At 62.0% G+C, this 20,456-nt stretch carries 22 protein-coding genes and 1 pseudogene; 16 read left to right on the top strand and 7 right to left on the bottom strand.

All coding sequences use genetic code 11. The features are described 5' to 3' along the window. The first annotated feature begins 3 nt into the window (after positions 1-3). The 16 genes and pseudogenes from ABT23_RS14785 (at position 4) to ABT23_RS01685 (ending at position 11,274) form a co-directional block, all read left to right on the top strand. Positions 4-177, top strand: coding sequence for an SH3-like domain-containing protein (locus ABT23_RS14785; protein WP_366366011.1), 174 nt, complete (start codon positions 4-6; stop codon positions 175-177). 34 nt (positions 178-211) lie between these two features. Further along, entirely contained in the window at positions 212-937 is a 726-nt protein-coding gene (scnC, locus tag ABT23_RS01760; RefSeq protein WP_296630280.1) for a thiocyanate hydrolase subunit gamma, read from the top strand. 27 nt (positions 938-964) lie between these two features. After that, positions 965-1,387: a hypothetical protein gene (locus ABT23_RS01755; RefSeq protein WP_296630278.1), complete on the top strand. Its 423-nt coding sequence runs from the start codon at positions 965-967 to the stop codon at positions 1,385-1,387. A gap of 118 nt (positions 1,388-1,505) precedes the next feature. Beyond that, positions 1,506-2,297, top strand: a complete 792-nt coding sequence (locus ABT23_RS01750; RefSeq protein WP_296630275.1) for an ABC transporter ATP-binding protein — start codon at positions 1,506-1,508, stop codon at positions 2,295-2,297. An 88-nt stretch (positions 2,298-2,385) separates the two neighbouring features. Continuing rightward, positions 2,386-3,812 (top strand): annotated as a pseudogene (locus ABT23_RS14780) (ABC transporter substrate-binding protein). 345 nt (positions 3,813-4,157) lie between these two features. Beyond that, complete coding sequence (locus ABT23_RS01735) at positions 4,158-4,610, top strand: ABC transporter permease subunit (RefSeq protein ID WP_296630267.1); 453 nt, start codon at positions 4,158-4,160, stop codon at positions 4,608-4,610. Beyond that, the gene (locus ABT23_RS01730) at positions 4,610-4,810 is read left to right on the top strand and encodes a hypothetical protein (RefSeq protein ID WP_296630264.1); all 201 of its coding nucleotides are present in this window, start codon (positions 4,610-4,612) and stop codon (positions 4,808-4,810) included. Before ABT23_RS01735 ends, ABT23_RS01730 begins: the two co-directional genes overlap by 1 nt. After that, positions 4,807-5,649, top strand: a complete 843-nt coding sequence (locus ABT23_RS01725) for an ABC transporter permease (RefSeq protein ID WP_296630262.1) — start codon at positions 4,807-4,809, stop codon at positions 5,647-5,649. Before ABT23_RS01730 ends, ABT23_RS01725 begins: the two co-directional genes overlap by 4 nt. 63 nt (positions 5,650-5,712) lie before the next feature. Then, positions 5,713-6,105 (top strand): DsrE/DsrF/DrsH-like family protein, encoded by a 393-nt coding sequence (locus tag ABT23_RS01720; RefSeq protein ID WP_296630260.1) that lies wholly within the window; start codon positions 5,713-5,715, stop codon positions 6,103-6,105. A gap of 41 nt (positions 6,106-6,146) precedes the next feature. After that, positions 6,147-6,377: a sulfurtransferase TusA family protein gene (locus ABT23_RS01715; RefSeq protein ID WP_296630258.1), complete on the top strand. Its 231-nt coding sequence runs from the start codon at positions 6,147-6,149 to the stop codon at positions 6,375-6,377. A gap of 76 nt (positions 6,378-6,453) precedes the next feature. Beyond that, positions 6,454-7,503 (top strand): FAD/NAD(P)-binding oxidoreductase, encoded by a 1,050-nt coding sequence (locus tag ABT23_RS01710; RefSeq protein ID WP_296630254.1) that lies wholly within the window; start codon positions 6,454-6,456, stop codon positions 7,501-7,503. A gap of 12 nt (positions 7,504-7,515) precedes the next feature. Continuing rightward, positions 7,516-7,935 (top strand): hypothetical protein, encoded by a 420-nt coding sequence (locus ABT23_RS01705; RefSeq protein ID WP_296630251.1) that lies wholly within the window; start codon positions 7,516-7,518, stop codon positions 7,933-7,935. A 549-nt stretch (positions 7,936-8,484) separates the two neighbouring features. Beyond that, a complete protein-coding gene (locus ABT23_RS01700; protein ID WP_296630248.1) occupies positions 8,485-8,763 on the top strand; it encodes a metal/formaldehyde-sensitive transcriptional repressor in 279 nt (92 codons plus the stop codon). A gap of 8 nt (positions 8,764-8,771) precedes the next feature. Beyond that, entirely contained in the window at positions 8,772-9,743 is a 972-nt protein-coding gene (dmeF, locus tag ABT23_RS01695; protein ID WP_296630246.1) for a CDF family Co(II)/Ni(II) efflux transporter DmeF, read from the top strand. Next, entirely contained in the window at positions 9,731-10,057 is a 327-nt protein-coding gene (locus tag ABT23_RS01690) for a YnfA family protein (protein WP_296630287.1), read from the top strand. The genes dmeF and ABT23_RS01690 overlap by 13 nt, the downstream gene beginning before the upstream one ends. A 41-nt stretch (positions 10,058-10,098) precedes the next feature. Beyond that, the gene (locus ABT23_RS01685) at positions 10,099-11,274 is read left to right on the top strand and encodes an MFS transporter (RefSeq protein ID WP_296630243.1); all 1,176 of its coding nucleotides are present in this window, start codon (positions 10,099-10,101) and stop codon (positions 11,272-11,274) included. Positions 11,275-11,509: 235 nt separating this feature from the next. Here ABT23_RS01685 and ABT23_RS01680 read toward each other — a convergent pair whose 3' ends face one another. The 7 genes from ABT23_RS01680 to dusB all read right to left on the bottom strand — a co-directional run bounded on the left by ABT23_RS01680 (position 11,510) and on the right by dusB (position 20,455). Beyond that, complete coding sequence (locus ABT23_RS01680) at positions 11,510-14,740, bottom strand: transglycosylase domain-containing protein (RefSeq protein ID WP_296630239.1); 3,231 nt, start codon at positions 14,738-14,740, stop codon at positions 11,510-11,512. Further along, the gene (gene hemF, locus ABT23_RS01675; protein ID WP_296630236.1) at positions 14,733-15,647 is read right to left on the bottom strand and encodes an oxygen-dependent coproporphyrinogen oxidase; all 915 of its coding nucleotides are present in this window, start codon (positions 15,645-15,647) and stop codon (positions 14,733-14,735) included. Before hemF ends, ABT23_RS01680 begins: the two co-directional genes overlap by 8 nt. Then, complete coding sequence (locus ABT23_RS01670) at positions 15,647-16,195, bottom strand: L-threonylcarbamoyladenylate synthase (RefSeq protein ID WP_296630234.1); 549 nt, start codon at positions 16,193-16,195, stop codon at positions 15,647-15,649. Before ABT23_RS01670 ends, hemF begins: the two co-directional genes overlap by 1 nt. A gap of 18 nt (positions 16,196-16,213) precedes the next feature. After that, positions 16,214-17,491 carry a phosphoribosylamine--glycine ligase gene (purD, locus tag ABT23_RS01665; RefSeq protein WP_296630285.1) on the bottom strand — a complete coding sequence of 426 codons (1,278 nt, stop codon included), beginning with the start codon at positions 17,489-17,491 and terminating at the stop codon, positions 16,214-16,216. Between the two features lie 90 nt (positions 17,492-17,581). Beyond that, entirely contained in the window at positions 17,582-19,141 is a 1,560-nt protein-coding gene (gene purH / locus ABT23_RS01660; protein ID WP_296630231.1) for a bifunctional phosphoribosylaminoimidazolecarboxamide formyltransferase/IMP cyclohydrolase, read from the bottom strand. Between the two features lie 7 nt (positions 19,142-19,148). Next, positions 19,149-19,388 carry a helix-turn-helix domain-containing protein gene (locus ABT23_RS01655; protein ID WP_296630229.1) on the bottom strand — a complete coding sequence of 80 codons (240 nt, stop codon included), beginning with the start codon at positions 19,386-19,388 and terminating at the stop codon, positions 19,149-19,151. 14 nt (positions 19,389-19,402) lie between these two features. Next, a complete protein-coding gene (dusB, locus tag ABT23_RS01650) occupies positions 19,403-20,455 on the bottom strand; it encodes a tRNA dihydrouridine synthase DusB (protein ID WP_296630283.1) in 1,053 nt (350 codons plus the stop codon). Position 20,456 lies beyond the last annotated feature (1 nt).

Genomic DNA, 20,456 nt, shown 5'->3' with positions numbered 1-20,456 from the left:
AAGCTGGTCTATGAGAGCCCGGCTGCGGAAGATGAAGCCTTCGGCAACGAGGATCATCCGGAGTGGTTCTACAGCGTGGTTTTCATGCAGAAGGACCTTTGGCCCGAGTATAGCGATACGTATGCAAACGACACATTGGAGACCGAGTTTCCAGAGCGTTATCTTGAGCGGGCGTAATCTGGCTCGCAGACAATTTTAAGAGGAAATACAAATGTCAGATCATCATGACCATGACCACGACCACGGCCATAAGCCGGCACCGATGGTCGATGAAGTCAGTCATTTCGAAATTCTCGAAATGGCAGTCCGCGAACTCGCAATTGAAAAAGGACTGTTTACTGCCGAGGATCACCGGACTTGGGTGGAATATGTCCACACGCTCGGCCCAACCCCGGCGGCGCGTCTGGTTGCCAAGGCTTGGTTGGATCCTGAATACAAGAAGCTGTGCGAAGCCGATGGCGTCGAGGCCAGTAAGGCCGTGGGTGTCAACTGGGTGACCAGCCCGCCCACCCAGTTCGGCACGCCGAGCGACTACTGTAACTTGCGTGTCCTCGTGGACACCCCGACGGTCAAGCATGTCGTGGTGTGTTCACTGTGTTCGTGCTATCCCCGCCCGATTCTCGGTCAGTCGCCCGAATGGTATCGGACCCCTAACTATCGTCGTCGTCTGGTTCGTTGGCCGCGCCAGGTGCTTACTGAGTTTGGCTTGCAGTTGCCTTCGGAAGTGACGATCCGGGTTGCCGACTCCAACCAGAAGACCCGTTACATCGTGATGCCGGTGCGGCCCGAGGGCACGGAAGGCTGGACCGAGGATCAGCTGACCGAGATCGTGACGCGCGATTGTCTGATCGGCGTGGCTGTGCCCAAGCCTGGAATTACGACAAACGTCAAGCTCCCAGTGCGCAAGGCGATCCATCCAGTCCATCACGACCATTGATGCAAATGTAATTTTAAGGAGAGGGCCATGAGTGCTTCGAGCAATGACGCAAACGCTGAAAACGGCGAGATGCTGATTGATGCAACGCCTATCCCCTTGCTTCGGAGCATTCAGGCTCATGGCAGGGTGTGGGAAGACTTGGCTGCGCAATACGGGGTAACCAACCCGGATCCGCCCTGGAAAATCACGCTGGAAGCCACGTGCGACCTTCTCGCGGGTGACTCCTGTGTCAAGCCCTACGACCAGGTCGAGCCCGGCTCCTGCGCCTTGCCCTCACTCGAGCGACGCGCGGAGGAGGATGAGTTGTCTGCAACGCTTTACGAGGATGTGCCGTTTCCTGAGCGGCAGCTTCTTGCGCTGGCGCATTCCATGATCGCGCGTGGCTTGCTGGATGAGGCTGAGCTGGCCAGTCGGATGGAAGTAGTAGGGCAGCGCTTCAACAGTGCTTGATCGGCGCCAGCCCGGCGAGACGCTGGGCTGGCCGTAGGCGAGTAGCCCGGGGAACCTAACAGAATTCTGCCGTGAGTCCTTGTGACCGGGCGATGAAAATAGACAGAGGAATATGTAGATGGCAATACGTGGAACAGAAATCAAGATCCAGGGCCTGACCCACCGTTACAGTTCGCGGACCGGGGTGACCTTCAATCGGGTTGATCTGGTGTCGCCGCCCGGTGAGGCGCTGGCAATTATCGGCCGTTCGGGTTGTGGCAAATCCACGCTGCTCCATATTCTGGCCGGCATTCTGAAACCTACCGAAGGCAAGGTCCTGCTCAATGGGACAGCGATTACTGCACCGTCGCCCCGCTGGGTCATGATGTTCCAGGCGCCGCACCTGTTTCCCTGGATGACGGTTTCCCAGAACGTCGGCGTCGGCTTGAGCTTCGGGCGCTGGTCCAAGGAAGAAACCGAAGAGCGCGTGACGGAGGCGATCAAGCTGGTCGAGCTGCAGGATTTCGCCATGGCCAATGTGCAAGATCTCTCGGGTGGCCAGCAACAGCGTGTGGCATTGGCCCGCTCGCTGGTGATGGAGCCGGAACTCCTGCTGCTGGACGAACCGTTCTCCGCGCTTGACGCGTTCACGCGTTCATCCCTGCAAAAGGATGTGCGCAACATCGCCAAGCGCAAGGGCTTCAACATCGTCTTCGTGACGCACGATATCGACGAGGCCGTGATCATGGGCGACCGTGCCGTGATCATGGCAGGCTCGCCCGGAAACATCGTTCACGAACTGGATATCGACCTTCCCGATCCGCGCGATCGCCACGACGCGGCGGTTCAGGCTTTGCGTACTCGCCTGATGGCGACGTTCCAGGAAGCGGCGAACTACAAGAAACCGGAGTCGGCCACGCTGGCTGCATGATCTGCGACTTACCCGAATTGCTCAAAGTGAAGAGGCAGGATGAGCAAACACCGGTCGGGATACCGACCCTCACCTTAGGAGACCGAGAATGAAGAAATATCTATACGAAGAGCATAGCCAGCCGCGTCCGCTGGTGCACGTTGATGGATGTTCATGCGGTACATGTGGCAAGGCCCGTCCGATCGACCCGCGCATGCAGAGGATGATGCCCGACAATCCGGACATCGGCGACGGCATGGAAGATCCGAATCTCGACCTAGCCTATGACCCGCTGTTCAGCTCCGTCCTCGGCACGGGCGTCAGCCGGCGCGACATGCTCAAGATGGCCGGTCTCTCCGCACTGGGCGGCATGGCCGGGATGGGCGGCATGCTGTCCTCGTCGGCCTTCGCTGCCGACAAGAAGAAATTCTCCAAGCCGTTCGACCCCGTGGTCAAGATCGGCTACATCCCGATTACCGATGCGGCCGCGCTCCTGGTCGCGCACGAAATGGGCTTCTTCAAGAAGCAGGGTATCGAGTCGGAGCCGCCGACACTGATTCGCGGCTGGTCGCCGCTGGTCGAGGCCTTCTCGTCCCAGCGTTTCAACCTCACGCACATGCTCATTCCGGTGCCGATCTGGATGCGTTACAACAACAAGTTCCCGGTGAAGATCACGGCCTGGAACCACACCAACGGCTCCGGCATCATCGTCCACAAGAGCAGTGGCATTTCCTCGCCCAAGGACTTCGGCGGCAAGCAGTTCGCCGTGCCGTACTGGTACTCGATCCACAACATCATCTCGCAGAAAATCCTGCGGGAAGCCGGCATTACGCCCGTGGTCCGGCCGCAAAACGCGAAGCTCGCACCCAACGAGTGCAACTTCCTCGTGCTGAACCCGCCCGACATGCCGCCGGCCCTGGCAGCGAGACAGATCGCGGCTATTGCGTCGCCGAACCGTTCAATGCGCTCGGGGAGCTCAAGGCGGGTGGCCAGATGCTGCGCTTCACCGGCGACGTCTGGAAAGGCCATCCTTGCTGCGTAGTCATCATGCACGAAGACGATGCCATGGATCCCGCCCGCGCGGCCTGGGCGCAGGGCGTCCATAACGCCATCGTCGAGGCGCAGATCTATCTGTCCAACAACAAGAAGGCGATGGCGCAGATGCTGTCCAAGGATGGCAAGAAATACCTGCCGTTCCCCTCCGAGGTCGTCGAGCGCGCGATGCTGTTCTACAGCCCGGCCGATTATGCGACGCCACCCGCCATCAAGCATCCGGAGTGGGGCCAGAGCCGCATCAATTTCCAGGGCTGGCCGTACCCGAGTGCCACCAAGTACGTTACCGAAGAGCTCAAGAAAACACTGGTCGGCGGCGACCTGGGTTTCCTGAACAACCTCACCGCCGATTTCGTGGCCAAGGATCTCGTCAACTACACCTATGTCAAGAAGGCGCTCAATGCCAACCCGACATGGAAGGCGGATCCGAGCGTGCCGCAAAAAGGCGATCCCTTTGTGCGTACCGAGGTGATTGAACTATGAATTATGCAGTCACATCCGCCGGGGAGGGCGGCTTTTGCCGCCTGATGAAGCATCGGGCGGTGCAGAGTCTTGGCTGGGCTGCGGGCGGTATCGCGATCCTGGCCATACTCTGGTTGATCGGAGGGTACTTTATCGCCAATAACCCGACGACGAAGACCTTCGTCAAGTTCGGATTGCTTCCTACGCTCGAGGCGTTCCCCGAGTTGTGGGGGGCGGGCAAGATCCAGAATGCGCTGGCTGCCAGCGGCTTCCGCTTGGGCTCCGGTCTTCTGATCGCCATCGCCGTTGGCGTGCCGATCGGCATCCTCATGGGACTTCACCAACTCGCCGTTCCAGTTCGTGCGGATGATCAGTCCGCTCTCCTGGATGCCGCTTGCGGTGCTGGTGTTCGCAACGTGGAACGGGTCGATCATCTTCCTGATCGCGATCGCAGCGGTCTGGCCGGTGATGTTCGCAACTGCAGCCGGGCTGGCCAAGGTCGACCCGAACTGGTTCAAGGTGGCGCGCAATCTTGGCGCCAAGCCCTTGCACATCCTGACCAAGGTGATCATGCCGGCGATCACGTTCGACGTGTTGTCCGGCATCCGCCTCGCGCTGGGGGTTGCGTGGATCGTGCTCGTCCCGGCCGAATATCTCGGCGTGACGTCCGGCCTGGGCTACGCCATCGAAGATGCACGCGAGACGCTTTCGTACAACCACCTCACTGCGATGGTGGTCACGATCGGTATCGTCGGCTATTTCCTCGACAGCATCCTGGTGGCGCTCATCAAACGCTACAGCTGGCATCGGGGAGGCTGATGGACAAGGAATCCTACGCCTCGGCAGGGCAGTTCCGGGATACGCCGGACTGCCAGCTGATGGCCACGCTCCATCTGGACATACATATGAACGTTGACAAGAAGTTACACGATATGAATGACACGCATTTGATCGAAAGAGTGCCCCACGGCCAGGTGTTTTCCGCGCCGGTTGCATGGGCGGGGGGGAATGAACAATGAGCAGCCAAACCGCAACAGTGGGCGGCGGCGTAGTCAGTGCCGGCGTCAGTGGAAACTGCCTTTCCCGGGCGATCAAGAACACGGCAGACCAGTCGCTGCACTTTTTCGTGGGTCTGGCGGTCCTCTTCTCGCTCTGGGGCGTCGGCATCTACATCGTCACGCTCAACCCCGCGATGTCGCAGTTTATCGATTTCGGGCCCCTCCCGGCCCTCAAGTCGCTGCCCGAGATGTGGGAAAACGGGATCATTCCCAAAGCGTTGTCGAGCACCGGCTACCGGCTGGGCGCGGGACTGGGTCTGGCGATTGCCATCGGCATCCCGCTCGGCATCCTCATGGGCCGCATCCGGTGGTTCCAGCGGCTGACCAACGTGCCGTTCCAGTTCCTGCGCATGATCAGCCCGCTGTCCTGGGAGCCGATCGCAGTTGTCGTATTCGCGGGTTGGGAGCAGGCGATCATCTTCCTGATTGCGATCGCGTCCGTCTGGCCGGTTGCGTTCGCCACCGCCTCCGGCCTCGCCAAGGTCGATCCCGCCTGGTTCAAGGTAGCGCGCAACCTCGGTGCCAAGCCCTGGCAAATGGTGACGCGGATCATCATGCCGGCGATCACATTCGACATCCTGACCGGTATCCGTCTGGCACTGGGCGTCGCATGGATCGTGATCATCCCGGCGGAGTTTCTCGGGGTGACCTCCGGTTTCGGTTATGCCATCGAAGATGCGCGCGAAGGTCTGGAATACGCGCACCTCATGGGGCTGGTGCTGGTGATCGGCGTCGTCGGCTTCGTGCTGGACAGCATCTGCGTGCTGCTCATCAAGCGTTTCAGCTGGCATCGCGGTTGATCGGCCGAACCGTCGCCAGACATCGATCCGAACATGAATTCTCACAAAGTAAGGTAGAAGCAAATGTCTCAAAAAATCAACATCATCTGTGTCACGGGTACGCGCGAAAAACTACAGATGGCAGCAATGATCGCGTCGGTTGCCGCAGCGACGGGAGACGAGGTTTCGGTCTTCCTGTCCATGAATGCCATTCCGTATTTCGTGAAGGGCCACACGGAGGATGCGCCAGTTGAAGGTGAACTTGGCGCGCTGATGGCAAAGGAAAAAGGCGTGCCGTCCTTCAAGGTGCTGTTCCAGCAGGCGGTCGAATTGGGCGATGCCAAGTTGCTGCCGTGCTCGATGGCGATGGACATCATGAAAGTCACGCACGATGACTTCGACGCCGAAATCGGCCCAGCCACTGGGCTGACACGCTTCCTGAGCGACGCCGAAGGCGGTCAGATGCTGACGTTCTGAGCGGACGGCGAATTGAACCACATGTTTTCTGGAGAACTGCAATGAGTGATACCAAGATTGTCGACGCACGCGATACCTTCTGCCCCGGGCCGCTGATGGAACTCATCACCCACATGAAGCAGAGCAGCGTGGGAGATACCCTCGAACTGCTGTCGACCGACGAAGGCTCCGGCGCCGATGTGCCGGAATGGGTCAACAAGGTCGGCCACGAGATCCTCAGCAACGAAAAGATCGACGGGGTCTGGCACATCAAGATCCGCAAGGCCAAGTAATGCGCTACGGGCTGGGCACGTTGTCGCGCCCAGGTACCAGGACATCCTGGTAATTAATTTTGGATAGGAGAATGCAATGAGAATCTTAGTCGTCGGTGGTGGCACAGGCGGTACCATTGTGGCCAACAACCTGGCACGGCGGCTGTCTGCTGAGATTCGTTCCCGCAGAGTCCGGATTACGATGCTTTCGGCATCCGACAAGCATATGTACCAGCCCGGCCTGCTGTATGTTGCGTTCGGGCAAATGACCCCGGACCAACTGTATCGCGATCAGGCGAGCCTGCTCGAAGGCGCCATCGATTTTCACGTGGACCCGGTCGAAAAATTCCAACTCGACCAGAACAGGGTCGTCACCAAGAGCGGCAAGGTGCACGAATACGACATCCTCGTGATGGCCACCGGTTCGCGCATCGTTCCCGAGCAGATTCCCGGCCTGGTGGAGGGCGCGGAGACGTTCTACACCGAAGATACCGCGGTCAAGCTGTTCAAGCGCCTGCGCGAGATTTATTTCAAGGCGCGCGGCATCCGCGACAAGATCAAGATCAAATACCACTATCCGATCGGCCGCATTCACACCATCAAGGAAGTCGCCATCTGGGCCAAGCCGGAATTCGACCGCATGGGCATCGAGTACGAGACGCTCTTCAACGTCAGCGAAGTGGACGTGGAAAACAAGGTGGTGCGCAGCGAGGAGGGCACCGAGACCCAATACGACCTGCTCATCGCCATCCCGCCGCACCGCGGCATGGAAGTGGTCGAGCAGAACAACCTGGGCGAGGGCGGATGGATCCCGACCGACCGTTTCAAACTCACGATGAATGGCCACGACAACGTCTTTGTGCTGGGCGATACGACCAATCTGCCCGTCAGCAAAACAGGCTCCGCGGCGCATTTCCAGGCAGAGGTGGTCGCCGAAAACATCGCCTCGATGATCAAGATCGGCACGCCGGTCCGCGACTATGACGGCAAGGTCTACTGTTTCATTGAAACAGGCCACGACAGCGCGACCTACGCGATGTTCAACTATCAGAACCCACCCGATCTGAAGCCGCCGTCGAAACCCATGCACTGGTTCAAGATGTCTTACAACCAGATGTACTGGACAAGCGTACGCGGACTGCTCTGAGAAAGCCAAACCATGACAACACAAACTGAAACGTCTATCCCCGCAATGGGCACCGAAGATCTGCAGCGGCTCGTCGAAGTCGCGCAGCTCGTCACCGCGGCCCGGGACGCCATGTCGGACGAGATCGTCACGCGGCTGTCATGGGCGATGAGCGAGGGCCTGACCTTGCTCGACCGTCTGACGCGCAACGAAGGCCTGATGCATCTGCTCAAGGTCCTCGATCGCCAGGACACGCAATATCTGTTGATCGCCCTGTCCGACGCGATCCATGAGGCGAGCCAGGAAATCCCGGCCAATCCGCCGGCAACGGGCGGCCTGGGATGCCTGATGCGGGTGGTCCGTGACCCTGGAACGCAGGAAGGATTGCGCCTCCTGTCGGTGATCGGCAAACACCTGAGCCACAGCATGCGCGAGCAGCACCGGCACGGCTAAGGACCACCGGGCGTCCAGAGAGTCAGGCGCAAGGCCTGACGCGCGGGACCCAGGATCCCGCTCTCTGGACGTAGCGTTTGATACGGCGTGACGCTTGCCGCGCTTGCGCGGCAAGAACATCGATCAGGGTAATTCGCCTTCCGGCATGAGCCTGGGTCTTGGACCTCTAAAAGCGTTGCACCATGCAACCTGGGCGTCCAGGCTTCGCTGCCATTCCAGTCGAACCAACACTCGAAAACCCGCACCAGCAATCAATTCCAGTGGTGCTTCCATTTTGCAATGGAAGGTTTCGTGGGGTTGGGTCTGGTCACGTCGACCACCCTATCCTCGGCCGATGTGCATCCAAGACCGGACAATTGATACTCGGCGTCCCGAACGGTAGCTTCTGTCTTTTCGAGTGCGTGCTCGCACCCCTGAGCGGGGCTGAATCCAAGTTCGGTATCTACAACCACCAGAATTGCGCCACCAGATGAGTAGCGACTCATCCGATGGCGGTTTCTTGCCGCCTCTGATACCCTACCCACCTATGCTATCTTGAACGGCCCAAGTATGAGCCACACCATCCGTGAAAAGTCCAAGTTACTGAGCCGAGTACGGCGCATCCGCGGTCAGGTCGAGGCGCTGGAGCGCGCACTTGATGCCGAGAAAGGTTGCGCTGTAATCCTGCACCAGATCGCAGCGGTGCGCGGGGCTATCAACGGGCTGATGGTGGAAGTGCTCGAAGAGCACGTACGCACCCACATCGTTGACCCCGCGATCAGTAGCGATGCCGAGCGAACGCAGGGGGCGAATGAGTTGATCGCCGTTTTGCGCAGCTATCTGAAGTGAGAGCCGTCATGCATACCGAGAATCCATCCCATTGGTCACACGACCACGTCTTTGACACCGGTAACGACGCCGCCGAGCGCAGCACGCGAGTGGTAATGTGGATCACGGCCGTCATGATGGTGGTCGAGATCGCCGCGGGCTGGTGGTACAACTCAATGGCCCTGCTGGCCGACGGCTGGCATATGAGTTCTCACGCCGTCGCGATTGGTCTTTCCGCGATGTCCTACGCCACGGCGCGACGCTATGCCAAAGACTTGCGCTTTGCGTTCGGCACCTGGAAGATCGAGATTCTGGGCGGTTTTGCCAGCGCCATCTTCCTGCTTGGCGTGGCCGTGATGATGCTGGTGGGTTCGCTAGAGCGGATCGTCTCTCCGCAAACGATCCAGTACCAGGAGGCGATTGTGATCGCCATTCTCGGGTTGGGTGTGAATGTCGTCTGCGCACTGATTCTCGGCAAGGCGCACCATCACGATCAGGGTCATTCGCATGGACACAGTCACAGCCATGACCACCACGATCTCAACCTGAAATCGGCCTACCTGCATGTCATCGCCGATGCCGCTACTTCGGTCCTCGCCATCGGGGCCCTGTTTGGTGGTTGGATTTACGGCTGGTCATGGCTGGACCCGGTCATGGGCATCGTCGGTGCCGTGCTGGTGGCTGTTTGGGCCAAAGGACTCGTCGCTGACACCGGTAAAGTGCTGCTCGACCGCGAGATGGATGATCCAGTGGTCGATCAGATTCGTGAGGTGGTGGAAACGGGTGCGGATGCTGGCAACACACGAATCACCGACCTGCACGTCTGGCGCGTGGGCAAACAGGCCTATTCGTGTGCGATGACGGTTGTGACCCACGACGCAACGCTGACGCCAGACTTTGTCCGTGCGCGTCTGGAGGTTCGTGAGGAGATTGTCCATTCGACCATCGAGATTCAACGTTGCCCCGATGTATCACCTGTGGCTGCCGGATCGGAGGCATGAAGACGTTCTTTCTCTACCTCGTCACGGCGATTGCTGAGATCGTCGGATGCTATTTGCCGTGGCTTTGGCTACGGCAAGGCGCGCCAGCGTGGCTGCTGCTGCCTGCAGCAGCAAGCCTGGCCGCGTTTGCATGGCTTCTGACATTGCACGAGGCTGCATCCGGCCGCGTGTACGCAGCCTACGGCGGGGTGTATATCGGCGTCGCTATTATCTGGTTATGGGCGGTGGATGGCATACGCCCTTCAGCTTGGGATATGGCGGGCGTTGCGGTGGCTTTGGCTGGCATGAGCATCATTGCATTTCAGCCACGGTAAAAAAACACGGCCAGCGATTTGCCATCCTACTCATCATAGTTATGGAAAAATCCTCAAGCAAATTAATCAAAATTCCTGCCGGTATCTGGGTTCTCGGCTTTGTCAGCATGTTGATGGATATCTCCTCGGAGATGATCCACAGCTTATTGCCGCTGTTCATGGTTGGCACCCTTGGTGCGACCGCTTTCGTTGTTGGTGTCGTTGAAGGACTGGGTGAGTCGATAGCACTGATCGTCAAAGTGTTCTCCGGCACGCTTAGCGACTATCTTGGCAAGCGAAAAGGGTTGGCCGTCTTCGGCTACGCGCTCGGTGCATTGAGCAAGCCGTTGTTCGCCATCGCGCCTACCATCGGTTTCGTGCTGGCAGCGCGCCTGCTGGACCGGGTCGGCAAGGGCGTGCGTGGAGCGCCGCGCGATGCCTTGGTCGCCGATATCGCGCCGGCTACGGTTCGCGGCGCGGCTTTTGGGTTGCGTCAGTCGCTGGACACTGTCGGCGCGTTTCTTGGCCCGCTGCTGGCAGTTGGTCTGATGCTGTTGTGGGCCAATGACTTCCGGGCGGTCTTCTGGGTCGCCGTCATTCCCGGGATGCTGGCGGTCGCGCTGCTGCTCATTGGCGTGCGCGAGCCAGAGCGACATGTCGGCGATAAGCGGTCCAATCCGATCCGTCGAGAAAATCTCCAGCGTTTGAGTAGCGCCTACTGGTGGGTGGTTGGCGTCGGCGCGGTATTCACGCTGGCCCGTTTCAGCGAAGCATTCTTGGTGCTCAGGGCGCAGCAGGGCGGCATTCCCGTTGCTCTGGTGCCACTGGTGATGGTGGCGATGAATCTGGTCTACGCGGCGTCTGCCTATCCGTTTGGCAAGCTGTCCGATCGGATGAGTCACAAAATGCTTCTGGCGCTTGGTTTGGCTGTGCTGATTGCTGCAGATCTGGTCCTGGCAACCGACGATCACTGGGCAACCGTCCTAGTCGGGGTCACGCTGTGGGGTGTCCACATGGGCATGACGCAGGGCTTGCTCGCCACGATGGTGGCTGATACGGCGCCCACTGATCTGCGGGGCACAGCTTTCGGTTTCTTCAATCTCGTGAGCGGCATTGCGATGCTAATCGCCAGTGTGGTGGCCGGTCTTCTGTGGGATCAGTTGGGGGCGTCGTTCACCTTCTATACGGGTGCCGTATTCTGCATTATTGCGTTGCTGGGCTTGCTCAGAAGATTCTGAAAAGCGCCTATCAGTTTGAATTCGGACATCTGCAGTTGGACGAGGGCCGTCTTTTACTGGTGAGAAAAATTGGCATTCGAGCCGAGTAACAGCCCGAGGTCAGGAACCATTCCGACACCGATCATTCAACTGAATCGACTCGCCGGCAGCAAAGGCCAACCAAACGCTGCCCGGCCAGGACAGGCCGCGCATTTTCACCTATCTGTATGCGCCGAACTGGTCTGCACACCCCGCGTCAGGGTGACGGAGCGGCAGGTGCCGAGCCCGGCGTTGGCGCGACCGGAACCGGCAGCACCACATTGGGTTCGAGATCCTCGGGGAAACCGCCCCGGTTGACCGGCTGCTTGACTGTCGGGTCGGCTTGGCTGGTGGAGCCGTCTGGTGTCTCCTTCACCGGTGCGCGCGGACGAGAAGGAGTCGGCGCAGGAACGGGAACCGGAGCCGCAGCCGGTTCGGGTGTGGGTTTCATGGACGCAGACGGCGGGGTGGGCGGCTCCGGGTACAGATGCGGCTGCAGTTGCGGCAGCAGGGTTTTCAGCATTTGCGCGGTGAGTGAACTGGTGAAACCGAACCGCCCGGCCTGCTCGCCTTCCACCACGGCGGTCAACGTACCGAAGTAGCGATCGCCCATGTAGAACACGAACGTGGCGGAGCGGCTGACGACGCGCGAATCGATGAGCTGACCGCCTTTGCCATAGGTCTCGAAACGGTGGTCGCCGGTGCCGGTCTTGCCGCCCATGGTGATGGGCTGGCCGGCCGGATCCTTGAGGGCACCGGCCAGCCGTCCGGCGGTGCCGCCTTCGACGACCCTGGCCAGCGCACGCCGTACGGTTTGCGCCACTTCGGCCGGCAGCAGGCGTTCGCCCTGGGCCGATTTGCGTGACAGGCGGGTGTCGTAGGGCGTATGGGCCGCGAAATGCATGCCGGTGAGGCTCGTCGTCTGTGCACGTACACCGTCGTTGACCAGGATGCCCATCAGTTCGGCGAGCGCGGCCGGCCGGTCGCCCGACGCACCGATGGCCGTGGCGTACGAGGGCGTGATGTTGTCGAACGGATAGCCCAGCCGTTTCCAGTCGCGCAGCAGACCGTCGAAGGCCTCGACCTCGAGCAGCGACTGGATGCGGATATCCTGCGCGTTCTTGCGGCTGGTCTTGAACAGCCAGTTGTAGACCTCGCGGCGAGCGTCGGCGCCCTGGTCGTCGAGGGTTTTGAGACTGGTCTCCGGCGCGGCGCGCAGCGCTTTCACCACCCACAACTCCAGCGGATGGATCTGTGTTACGTAGCCGCGGTCGGCCAGGTTGTAGGCATCAGGCGCGTGGGTCTCGTAGAGCGATTTAAGTGTCTTCGGGCTCAGGCTGGCACTGGCCGGCACGCTGGCGTGCAAGGCGGCGACATAGGCGTCGAATCCGGCCTGCGGTTCGAGATACCGGTAGGCCGAGGTGAAGCGTCGCGGGGTTGCGCGGACGCGCGCATAGACATCCTCCGCCATTTGTACAGGCGTCTGGCTCTTGTGGTTTTGGTAAAAGCGGCGGATGAACAGACGACCTTCCTGGTCGACGAAGCGCATCAGGTAGGTCTGGCGCATCGGGTTGCTGGCGTCGTCGAGTATGCGGGCGGCTGCGCCTGGCGCGGCTCTGACGTAATGCCGCACGATGTCGCGCATGATGCGGATGTAGACGAGGTTGACCGAGTTCTTCGTGGCCTCCCACACGTCCATCACGCGGCTATTGTCCTTGGCGTCGAAGTTGACGAAATCGTGCAGGCCGCCGCCGGTGAAGAACATTTCCCGCGCCGCCGAATACTGGCGACCCATCGCCGCCTCGAGCAGGGCGTCCCGCTTGATGTCCGGCTGACTCAGCAGCGTGGCGGCCACCCACTGTGCCAGCACGTCGCGCTGCGGCTGCGCTTTTTGCTTGAGTGTCTTGGCGTCGAGCGTGCGGTAGTTGTCGTACGTTTGCGAAATGATCTGCAGGTAGGTGACCAGGGTACGCAGCTTGGCGGTGGAGCCGAGATCCAGCCGCGCCTGGCTGTTGATGTCGAAGGGCTGGTTGAGGTTGTCGGCCTGAACGCGCAGCACATTGCCCAATGGCGTTTTTTCATACAGCGTGAAGCTGTAGATCACCTGGTCGAATGCGTTGTCGGGTTTCAGCAATCGAAATCCGATCAGTCCCGAGGCTGCGGCGGCTTCCGGATGAACCAGGTTTTGCAGATAGCGGCTGACGATTTTTTGTGCCGGCTGGTTGATGGTGGTGTCGACCTGCAGATCCAGCCGGTCGAGGTCGTACAGGCGAGGCTCGCCCAGCATCTGCGCGACACGGATGCGTTGGGCGTTGGTGGCTTTCTGGTCGATGAAGCGAGGCGCCGGCGGGTCGACGCGCTCCTGCGTGCTGCGCAGCTTGACCCGTTTGGCGCGATCGGCGAGTTCACGCGAAATCACGTGGGCGTTGGCCAGCAGGTCGAGATGGTCGTCGGTCAGGGCGTCGAGTGCCTTGCGGTTGGCGGCCAGATAATAGGACGGGCGGCGCTCGGCGATGATCAGCGACAGCACATGCTTCAGCGCGCTTGCATAGGCGGTTTCGCCGACGCGTGTCTTTTTCTCCAGGATCGCGTTGATCTCGCCGAAATCCAGCCCGTACCAGGCCCGCAGTCCGTCGGCGATGCCGTTGACCTCGCCGAAGCGCGGCGCGGCCGCGAGCGGTACGGTATTCAGGTAAGCCATCACCGTCTTCTTGCGCATCGGCAGCGTATGGGGTCCGTCGAGATAGGCACGCAGGCTGGCCGTGGCCATCTGGCGCAGCTTCTCGCTCATGTCGCTGGTCAGCCCCTCGGGGGAATGGCGGTACTTCTCGATCTGCGTCGGCAGAGTGCTGCCGCCGGGCACGTTGCGGTGGGTGTCGATGAGGCTGATGCCTTTTTCCATCAGCGCCTGGGCGAGACGATCCCATTCCACGGCCGGATTGCGGGTGGGAAACTGCTCGGTCAGCAGTTCGCGGTTTTCGATGTAGAGCAGCGAATCGACCAGGACCTTGGGGATGTCTTCGAAGCGGTGGTACACCCGGGGCGGATGCAGCGCCTGATACAACTGCTTGCCGTCGCTGTCGAGCAGGCTGAGGCCGGCCTGATCTTTTTCGTGATAGGGCAGGAACAGGCCGAGGTCGCTGGCGCGCGCCATCTGGATGCTGATCCGGGCCTGCTGGTCGATCTTCCAGCCGGCCTTGTCCAACTGCGCCAGGTAATGCGGCAGCTTGCTATAGCCGAGCCGTACGTCGTACGGGCCCTGGCCCGGGTAACGGATGCGGTCGGATGGCCCGGGACGGATCTGCCAGGTCATCTTTTGCGCCGCCCGCGCGAGGTATTTTGCTTCCAGCGCCGACGACAGCAATTCGTAGGCGATGAGCCCGGCCAGGCCGATGAGCAGCAACAGGCCGCCGAGGCCGATCAGGATGCGGCGCGGGATTTTATGCATGCCAGTCGCGCGCGGTCAGGAAATCGGCATACAGCGAGGCCTCCGGGGTGCCCGGCTCGGGGTGCCAGTCGTAGCGCCATTTCACGATGGGCGGCAGCGACATCAGGATGGATTCGGTGCGGCCGCCCGACTGCAGGCCGAACAGGGTGCCGCGGTCGTACACCAGGTTGAACTCGACGTAGCGACCGCGACGGTAAGCCTGGAAGTCGCGCTCGCGCTCGCCGTAGGCGAGTTCCTTGCGGCGTTCGAGGATGGGCAGATAGGCGGTGAGAAAGGCGTCGCCCACGCGCTTCGTCATCGCAAACGCACGGTCGAAGCCGCCTTCGGAAAAGTCGTCGAAGAACACGCCGCCGATGCCGCGCGGCTCGTTGCGGTGCTTGAGGAAGAAGTAGTGGTCGCACCAGTCCTTGAAGCGCGGATGCAGGTCGGCACCGAACGGGTCGAGCGCCTGCTTGCACGTGACATGGAAATGTCGTGCGTCCTCCGCGAAGCCATAGTAGGGCGTGAGGTCCATGCCGCCGCCGAACCACCACACCGGCGCCTCGCCGTCCTTCAGCGCGACGAAGCAGCGCACGTTCATGTGCACCGTCGGCGCATAGGGATTGCGCGGATGCAGCACCAGCGACACGCCCATCGCCTCCCAGCGGCGACCGGCGAGTTCCGGGCGATGCGCGCTGGCCGAGGGCGGCAGCTGGCTGCCGAGCACATGCGAGAAATTCACCCCGCCGCGTTCGAATACCCGGCCTTCCTCGATCAGCCGCGAGATGCCGCCGCCGCCTTCGGGCCGTTCCCAGGCATCGGTGCGGAAGGGCAGGCCGTCGGCCGCTTCCAGTGCGGCGACGATGCACGCCTGCAGGTCGAGCAGATAGGTTTTGACGGCAGCGGTATCGGGGGCGGTGGCGGACATCAGGGGCGAAGTATCGTTCCGGTGGCAAGGTCGATCAGGGTGGAAGGACGGCGGCGGCGGCCGATGCGGCCGGCGACCACGCGTACCCGTGTGCCGAATATTCTGCGGCATTCCGCAGCGGTTTTGGCGGGTTTCCGGCCACTTTTGTTGGCGCTGGTGGAAACCAGCGCCATGCCGAGGCGGCGGCACAGGCGCGCGGCGGCGGGATGGGCGGTCACGCGGATCGCGACCGTGGCGCGGCCGCCGGTCAGTTCGGGCGGGCAGTGCGCGGAGGCGGGAACGACCCAGGTGACGGGACCCGGCCAGACGCGCAGCATCCGTGCCCGGTCGGCTGCATTCAAGGGCTGGATGAAGGGCCGCAGGGGCTTGAGCCGGTCGGCGATCAGCAGCATGCCCTTGGCGGCGTCGCGGCCCTTCAGGCGGAGCAGCCGTTTCAGGGCGTGCGGATTGCGCGGGTCGCAGCCGAGGCCATAACAGGATTCGGTCGGGTAGGCGATCAGGCCGCCGCGCCGCACATGCGCGCGTAGCGTGTCGGTCTCACCGTTCACTGCTCACCGCTTGCCGTCTCATTTTTTCCGGTCAAGCGCGCGCCAGCCGATGTCGCGCCGGTATTGCATGCCGTCGAAATGAATGCTGGCGATCGTTTCGTAGACGCGTTTCTGCGCCATGCGCACGCTGTCGCCGAGTACGGTCACGGCCAGTACGCGGCCGCCGCTCACCACGGTACGATCGTCTTGCGCGGCGGTGCCGGCATGGAAGATATGCAGGTCGTCGGCGGCGGCGGGCAAGGCACCGATGACGGCACCCTTCTTCGGCGCATCGGGGTAGCCTTCGGCGGCGAGCACCACAGCGAGCGCGGTGCGGCGGTCCCATTCGGCTTCGATCTGGTCGAGCTTGCCGTTGACGGCGGCTTCCAGCAGGGCGACCAGATCGGACTTCAGCCGCATCATGATGGGTTGGGTTTCCGGGTCGCCCATGCGGCAGTTGAATTCGAGCACCCTGGGCGCGCCGTCGGCGCCGACCATGATGCCGGCATAGAGGAAACCGGTGAACCGGATGCCGTCGGCGGCCATGCCTTCGACGGTGGGGTGGATCACCTCGCGCATGATGCGTGCGTGCAGTTCGGGGGTGACCACCGGCGCCGGCGAATACGCGCCCATGCCGCCGGTATTGGGACCCTGGTCGCCGTCCTGCAGGCGTTTGTGGTCCTGGCTGGACGCCAGCGCCAGCACGTGCTCGCCGTCGACCATGACGATGAAGCTGGCTTCCTCGCCGAGCAGGCATTCCTCGATCACCACGCGGTGGCCGGCCTCGCCCATGCTGTTGCCGGCGAGCATGGCGTCGACCGCGGCGTGCGCTTCCTCGGCTGTCGTCGCGACGACCACGCCCTTGCCGGCGGCGAGTCCGTCGGCCTTCACCACGATGGGCGCGCCGTGCTGGTCGATGTAGGCGTGCGCGGCGGTGGCGTCGGTAAAGGTGCCGAAAGCGGCGGTGGGAATGCCATGGCGTGCCATGAACTGCTTGGCGAAATCCTTGGAGCTTTCGAGCTGAGCGGCGGCCTGCGTGGGGCCGAATATCTTCAGGCCGGCGGCACGAAAGGCGTCGACCACGCCTGCCGCCAGCGGCGCTTCGGGGCCCACCACGGTGAATGCGATGTCCTCGTCGCGGCGAACAAACTCGACCAGCGAGGGGATTTCCGTCAACGGCACGTTGACGAGCCCATCTTCGGTTGCCGTGCCGCCGTTGCCGGGTGCGACGAACACTTGCGAGACACGCGGGGATTGCGCGAGCTTCCACGCCAGTGCGTGTTCGCGTCCGCCAGAGCCGATGACTAGGATTTTCATGTTGGGGGTGAGTAGTGAGTAGTGAGTGGTGAGTAGTGAGTGGTGGGGAGTCATGTCTTTTCCACTCACCACTTACCACTCACCCGCTGATCAATGTCGGAAATGTCGCGTCCCGGTGAACACCATGGCAATGCCATGCTCGTTGGCGGCGGCGATGACTTCGTCGTCGCGCATCGAGCCGCCGGGCTGGATCACGGCCTTGATGCCGGCGGCACCGGCTTGGTCGATGCCGTCGCGGAAGGGAAAGAAGGCGTCGGATGCCATCACCGAGCCGGGCACTGCGAGGCCGGCGTGCTCAGCCTTGATCGCGGCGATGCGGGCGGAGTTGACGCGGCTCATCTGGCCGGCGCCGACGCCGATAGTCATACGGTCCTTCGCGTACACGATCGCGTTGGACTTGACGAACTTGGCGACGCGCCAGGCGAACAGCAGGTCGTCCATTTCCTTGTCGGTGGGTGCGCGTTGAGTGACGACTTTCAGTTCGCCGTGCAGCAGCACGTCGGCATCCTGCACAAGCAGGCCGCCGGCCACGCGCTTCATGTCGAGCTGGGCAACGGCACCGCTCCATTTTCCGCATTCGAGCAGGCGTACGTTCTTCTTTGCGGCGACGGCGGCGGACGCTTCCGGGCTGACCTCGGGTGCGATGATGACCTCGACGAACTGGCGCTCGACGATGGCCTGCGCGGTCTCGCCGTCCAGGCGGCCGTTGAAGGCGATGATGCCGCCGAAGGCCGATTCGGGGTCGGTCTGGTAGGCGCGGTTGTAGGCGTCCAGCAGGCTCGCGCCGTAGGCCACGCCGCAGGGGTTGGCGTGCTTGACGATGACGCACGCAGGGGCGGCATCGAACAGCTTCACGCATTCGAGCGCGGCGTCGGTGTCGGCGATGTTGTTGTACGACAGTTCCTTGCCCTGGATCTGGCGCGCCGTGGCGATGGTGCCCGCAGGCGCATGGGTCTCGACGTAGAACGCGCCGGCCTGGTGCGGGTTCTCGCCGTAGCGGCAGGTCTGCGCGCGGGTGAACTGCAGGTTCAGCTTTTCGCCGAAAGTCTCGCGTTCGTTGCGTTCGTTGAGCGCGGTCAGATAGTTGCTGATCGCGCCATCGTATTCGGCAGTGTGGCTGAAGGCTTTCTTCGCCAGCGTGAAGCGGGTGGCATCGGTCAGGACGCCGCTGTTGGCCTGCATTTCCGTGACCAGCGCCGGGTAGTCGGCCGGGTCGGTGACGATGGCGACATGGCGGTAGTTCTTGGCCGACGAGCGCACCATCGCCGGGCCGCCGATGTCGATGTTCTCGATGGCGTCGTCCAGCGTGTGCGGCTTGGCCACCGTGGCGACGAAGGGGTAGAGGTTGACGCACACCAGGTCGACGTAACCCATGTCGTGCGCCTGCATGGTCGCGACGTGCTCCGGTAGGTCGCGTCGTGCAAGGATGCCGCCGTGAACCTTGGGGTGCAGCGTCTTGACGCGGCCATCGAGCATCTCGGGGAAACCGGTGTACTCGCTGACATCGATCACTGCGAGGCCGGCGTCGCGCAGCGCCTTGGCGGTGCCGCCGGTGGACAGCAGTTCGACACCGGCGGTGGCGAGCGCGCGGGCGAAGTCGACGAGGCCGGTTTTATCCGACACGGAAAGAAGTGCACGTTTGATGGTCATGATGGATTCAGTCGGAAAGGCCGTGTTCGCGCATTTTCTTGCGCAGGGTGTTGCGGTTGATGCCGAGCATGTCGGCGGCGCGGGTCTGGTTGCCTTCGGCACGATCGAGGATGTAGGCCAGCAGGGGCTTTTCCACCGCGCTCACCACCATGTTGTAGATCTCGCTCGGCGTTTCGCCGTCGAGGTCCTTGAAATAGCGGTTGAGCGACCGCCGCATGCATGCGGCGATTTCGTTTTCTTCTATCATGTTGAAGTTCCCCTTTATGCCGCGAGCCTTGAGACCGTCGGCATGTCTTCCGCGTTATTGTTGTCGTGACCGGTTTCATAGCGCAGACGGTCGTCTGCGCGTGCTGCCTGGGCAAAGTATTCGTTCACGACGGCGAGCTGTTCGGCCACCGAGTCGAGCTGGTTCATGGTGTGGCGGAAGGCGCTGCTGCCAACGAGTCCACGGGTGTACCAGGAAATGTGCTTGCGCGCCACGCGCACGCCGGTGACGTCGCCGTAGAACGCATACAGATCGTGAATGTGTTCGAGCAGCACGGCGTGGATTTCCGAGACTTCCGGCTGCGGCAGGTGCGTGCCGGTGACCAGGAAATGCTCGATTTCGCGGAAGATCCACGGGCGCCCCTGCGCGGCACGTCCGATCATCACGGCGTCGGCGCCGGTGTATTCGAGGACGTATTGCGCTTTTTCCGGCGTGGTGATGTCGCCGTTTGCGATGACGGGGATGCGGGCCTCCGCCTTCACTGCGCGGATGGTGTCGTACTCGGCCTCGCCGGTGTAGGCGCAGGCGCGGGTGCGGCCGTGCATCGCCAGCGCCTGCACCCCGGCGTTCTCGGCGATCTTCAGGATGTTGAGCGCATTGCGGTGTTCGCGATCCCATCCGGTGCGGATCTTCAGCGTGACCGGAACCTCGGGCACGGCCTTGACCACCGCATCGAGAATGCGGCCGACCAGCGACTCGTCCTGCAGCAGCGCCGAGCCCGCCATCACGTTGCACACCTTCTTGGCCGGGCAGCCCATGTTGATGTCGATGATCTGCGCGCCACGGTCGACGTTGTGGCGCGCGGCTTCCGCCATCATCCCGGGATCGGCGCCGGCAATCTGCACGCTGATCGGATCGACCTCGCCTTCGTGGTTGGCGCGTCGCGCGGTCTTGGCCGAGCCGTACAGCAACGAGTTCGATGTCACCATCTCGGACACGGCCATGCCCGCCCCCAGCTTCTTGCAAAGCTGGCGGAAAGGCCGGTCCGTCACCCCGGCCATGGGGGCGACGATCAGGCGGTTCTTGAGATGGTGGCGGCCGATACGCATA

It is taken from the genome of Thiobacillus sp. SCN 63-57 (assembly GCF_001725555.1).
GTDB lineage: Bacteria > Pseudomonadota > Gammaproteobacteria > Burkholderiales > Thiobacillaceae > Thiobacillus.
Note: the sequence above shows the minus strand (reverse complement) of the source record. Positions and strands in the feature narration are given on the sequence as shown.

Bases quoted from the DNA above. Each gene is read 5' to 3' on its own strand.
- dmeF (WP_296630246.1), top strand. From the start codon at position 8,772: ATGCATACCGAGAATCCATCCCATTGGTCACACGACCACGTCTTTGAC.
- ABT23_RS01705 (WP_296630251.1), top strand. From the start codon at position 7,516: ATGACAACACAAACTGAAACGTCTATCCCCGCAATGGGCACCGAAGAT.
- ABT23_RS01735 (WP_296630267.1), top strand. From the start codon at position 4,158: ATGATCAGTCCGCTCTCCTGGATGCCGCTTGCGGTGCTGGTGTTCGCA.
- ABT23_RS01755 (WP_296630278.1), top strand. From the start codon at position 965: ATGAGTGCTTCGAGCAATGACGCAAACGCTGAAAACGGCGAGATGCTG.
- ABT23_RS01710 (WP_296630254.1), top strand. From the start codon at position 6,454: ATGAGAATCTTAGTCGTCGGTGGTGGCACAGGCGGTACCATTGTGGCC.
- ABT23_RS01715 (WP_296630258.1), top strand. From the start codon at position 6,147: ATGAGTGATACCAAGATTGTCGACGCACGCGATACCTTCTGCCCCGGG.
- ABT23_RS01725 (WP_296630262.1), top strand. From the start codon at position 4,807: ATGAGCAGCCAAACCGCAACAGTGGGCGGCGGCGTAGTCAGTGCCGGC.
- ABT23_RS01730 (WP_296630264.1), top strand. From the start codon at position 4,610: ATGGACAAGGAATCCTACGCCTCGGCAGGGCAGTTCCGGGATACGCCG.
- ABT23_RS01750 (WP_296630275.1), top strand. From the start codon at position 1,506: ATGGCAATACGTGGAACAGAAATCAAGATCCAGGGCCTGACCCACCGT.
- ABT23_RS01720 (WP_296630260.1), top strand. From the start codon at position 5,713: ATGTCTCAAAAAATCAACATCATCTGTGTCACGGGTACGCGCGAAAAA.
- purH (WP_296630231.1), bottom strand. From the start codon at position 19,141: ATGACCATCAAACGTGCACTTCTTTCCGTGTCGGATAAAACCGGCCTC.
- ABT23_RS01685 (WP_296630243.1), top strand. From the start codon at position 10,099: ATGGAAAAATCCTCAAGCAAATTAATCAAAATTCCTGCCGGTATCTGG.
- purD (WP_296630285.1), bottom strand. From the start codon at position 17,491: ATGAAAATCCTAGTCATCGGCTCTGGCGGACGCGAACACGCACTGGCG.
- hemF (WP_296630236.1), bottom strand. From the start codon at position 15,647: ATGTCCGCCACCGCCCCCGATACCGCTGCCGTCAAAACCTATCTGCTC.
- ABT23_RS01680 (WP_296630239.1), bottom strand. From the start codon at position 14,740: ATGCATAAAATCCCGCGCCGCATCCTGATCGGCCTCGGCGGCCTGTTG.
- ABT23_RS01700 (WP_296630248.1), top strand. From the start codon at position 8,485: ATGAGCCACACCATCCGTGAAAAGTCCAAGTTACTGAGCCGAGTACGG.
- ABT23_RS01655 (WP_296630229.1), bottom strand. From the start codon at position 19,388: ATGATAGAAGAAAACGAAATCGCCGCATGCATGCGGCGGTCGCTCAAC.
- scnC (WP_296630280.1), top strand. From the start codon at position 212: ATGTCAGATCATCATGACCATGACCACGACCACGGCCATAAGCCGGCA.
- dusB (WP_296630283.1), bottom strand. From the start codon at position 20,455: ATGCGTATCGGCCGCCACCATCTCAAGAACCGCCTGATCGTCGCCCCC.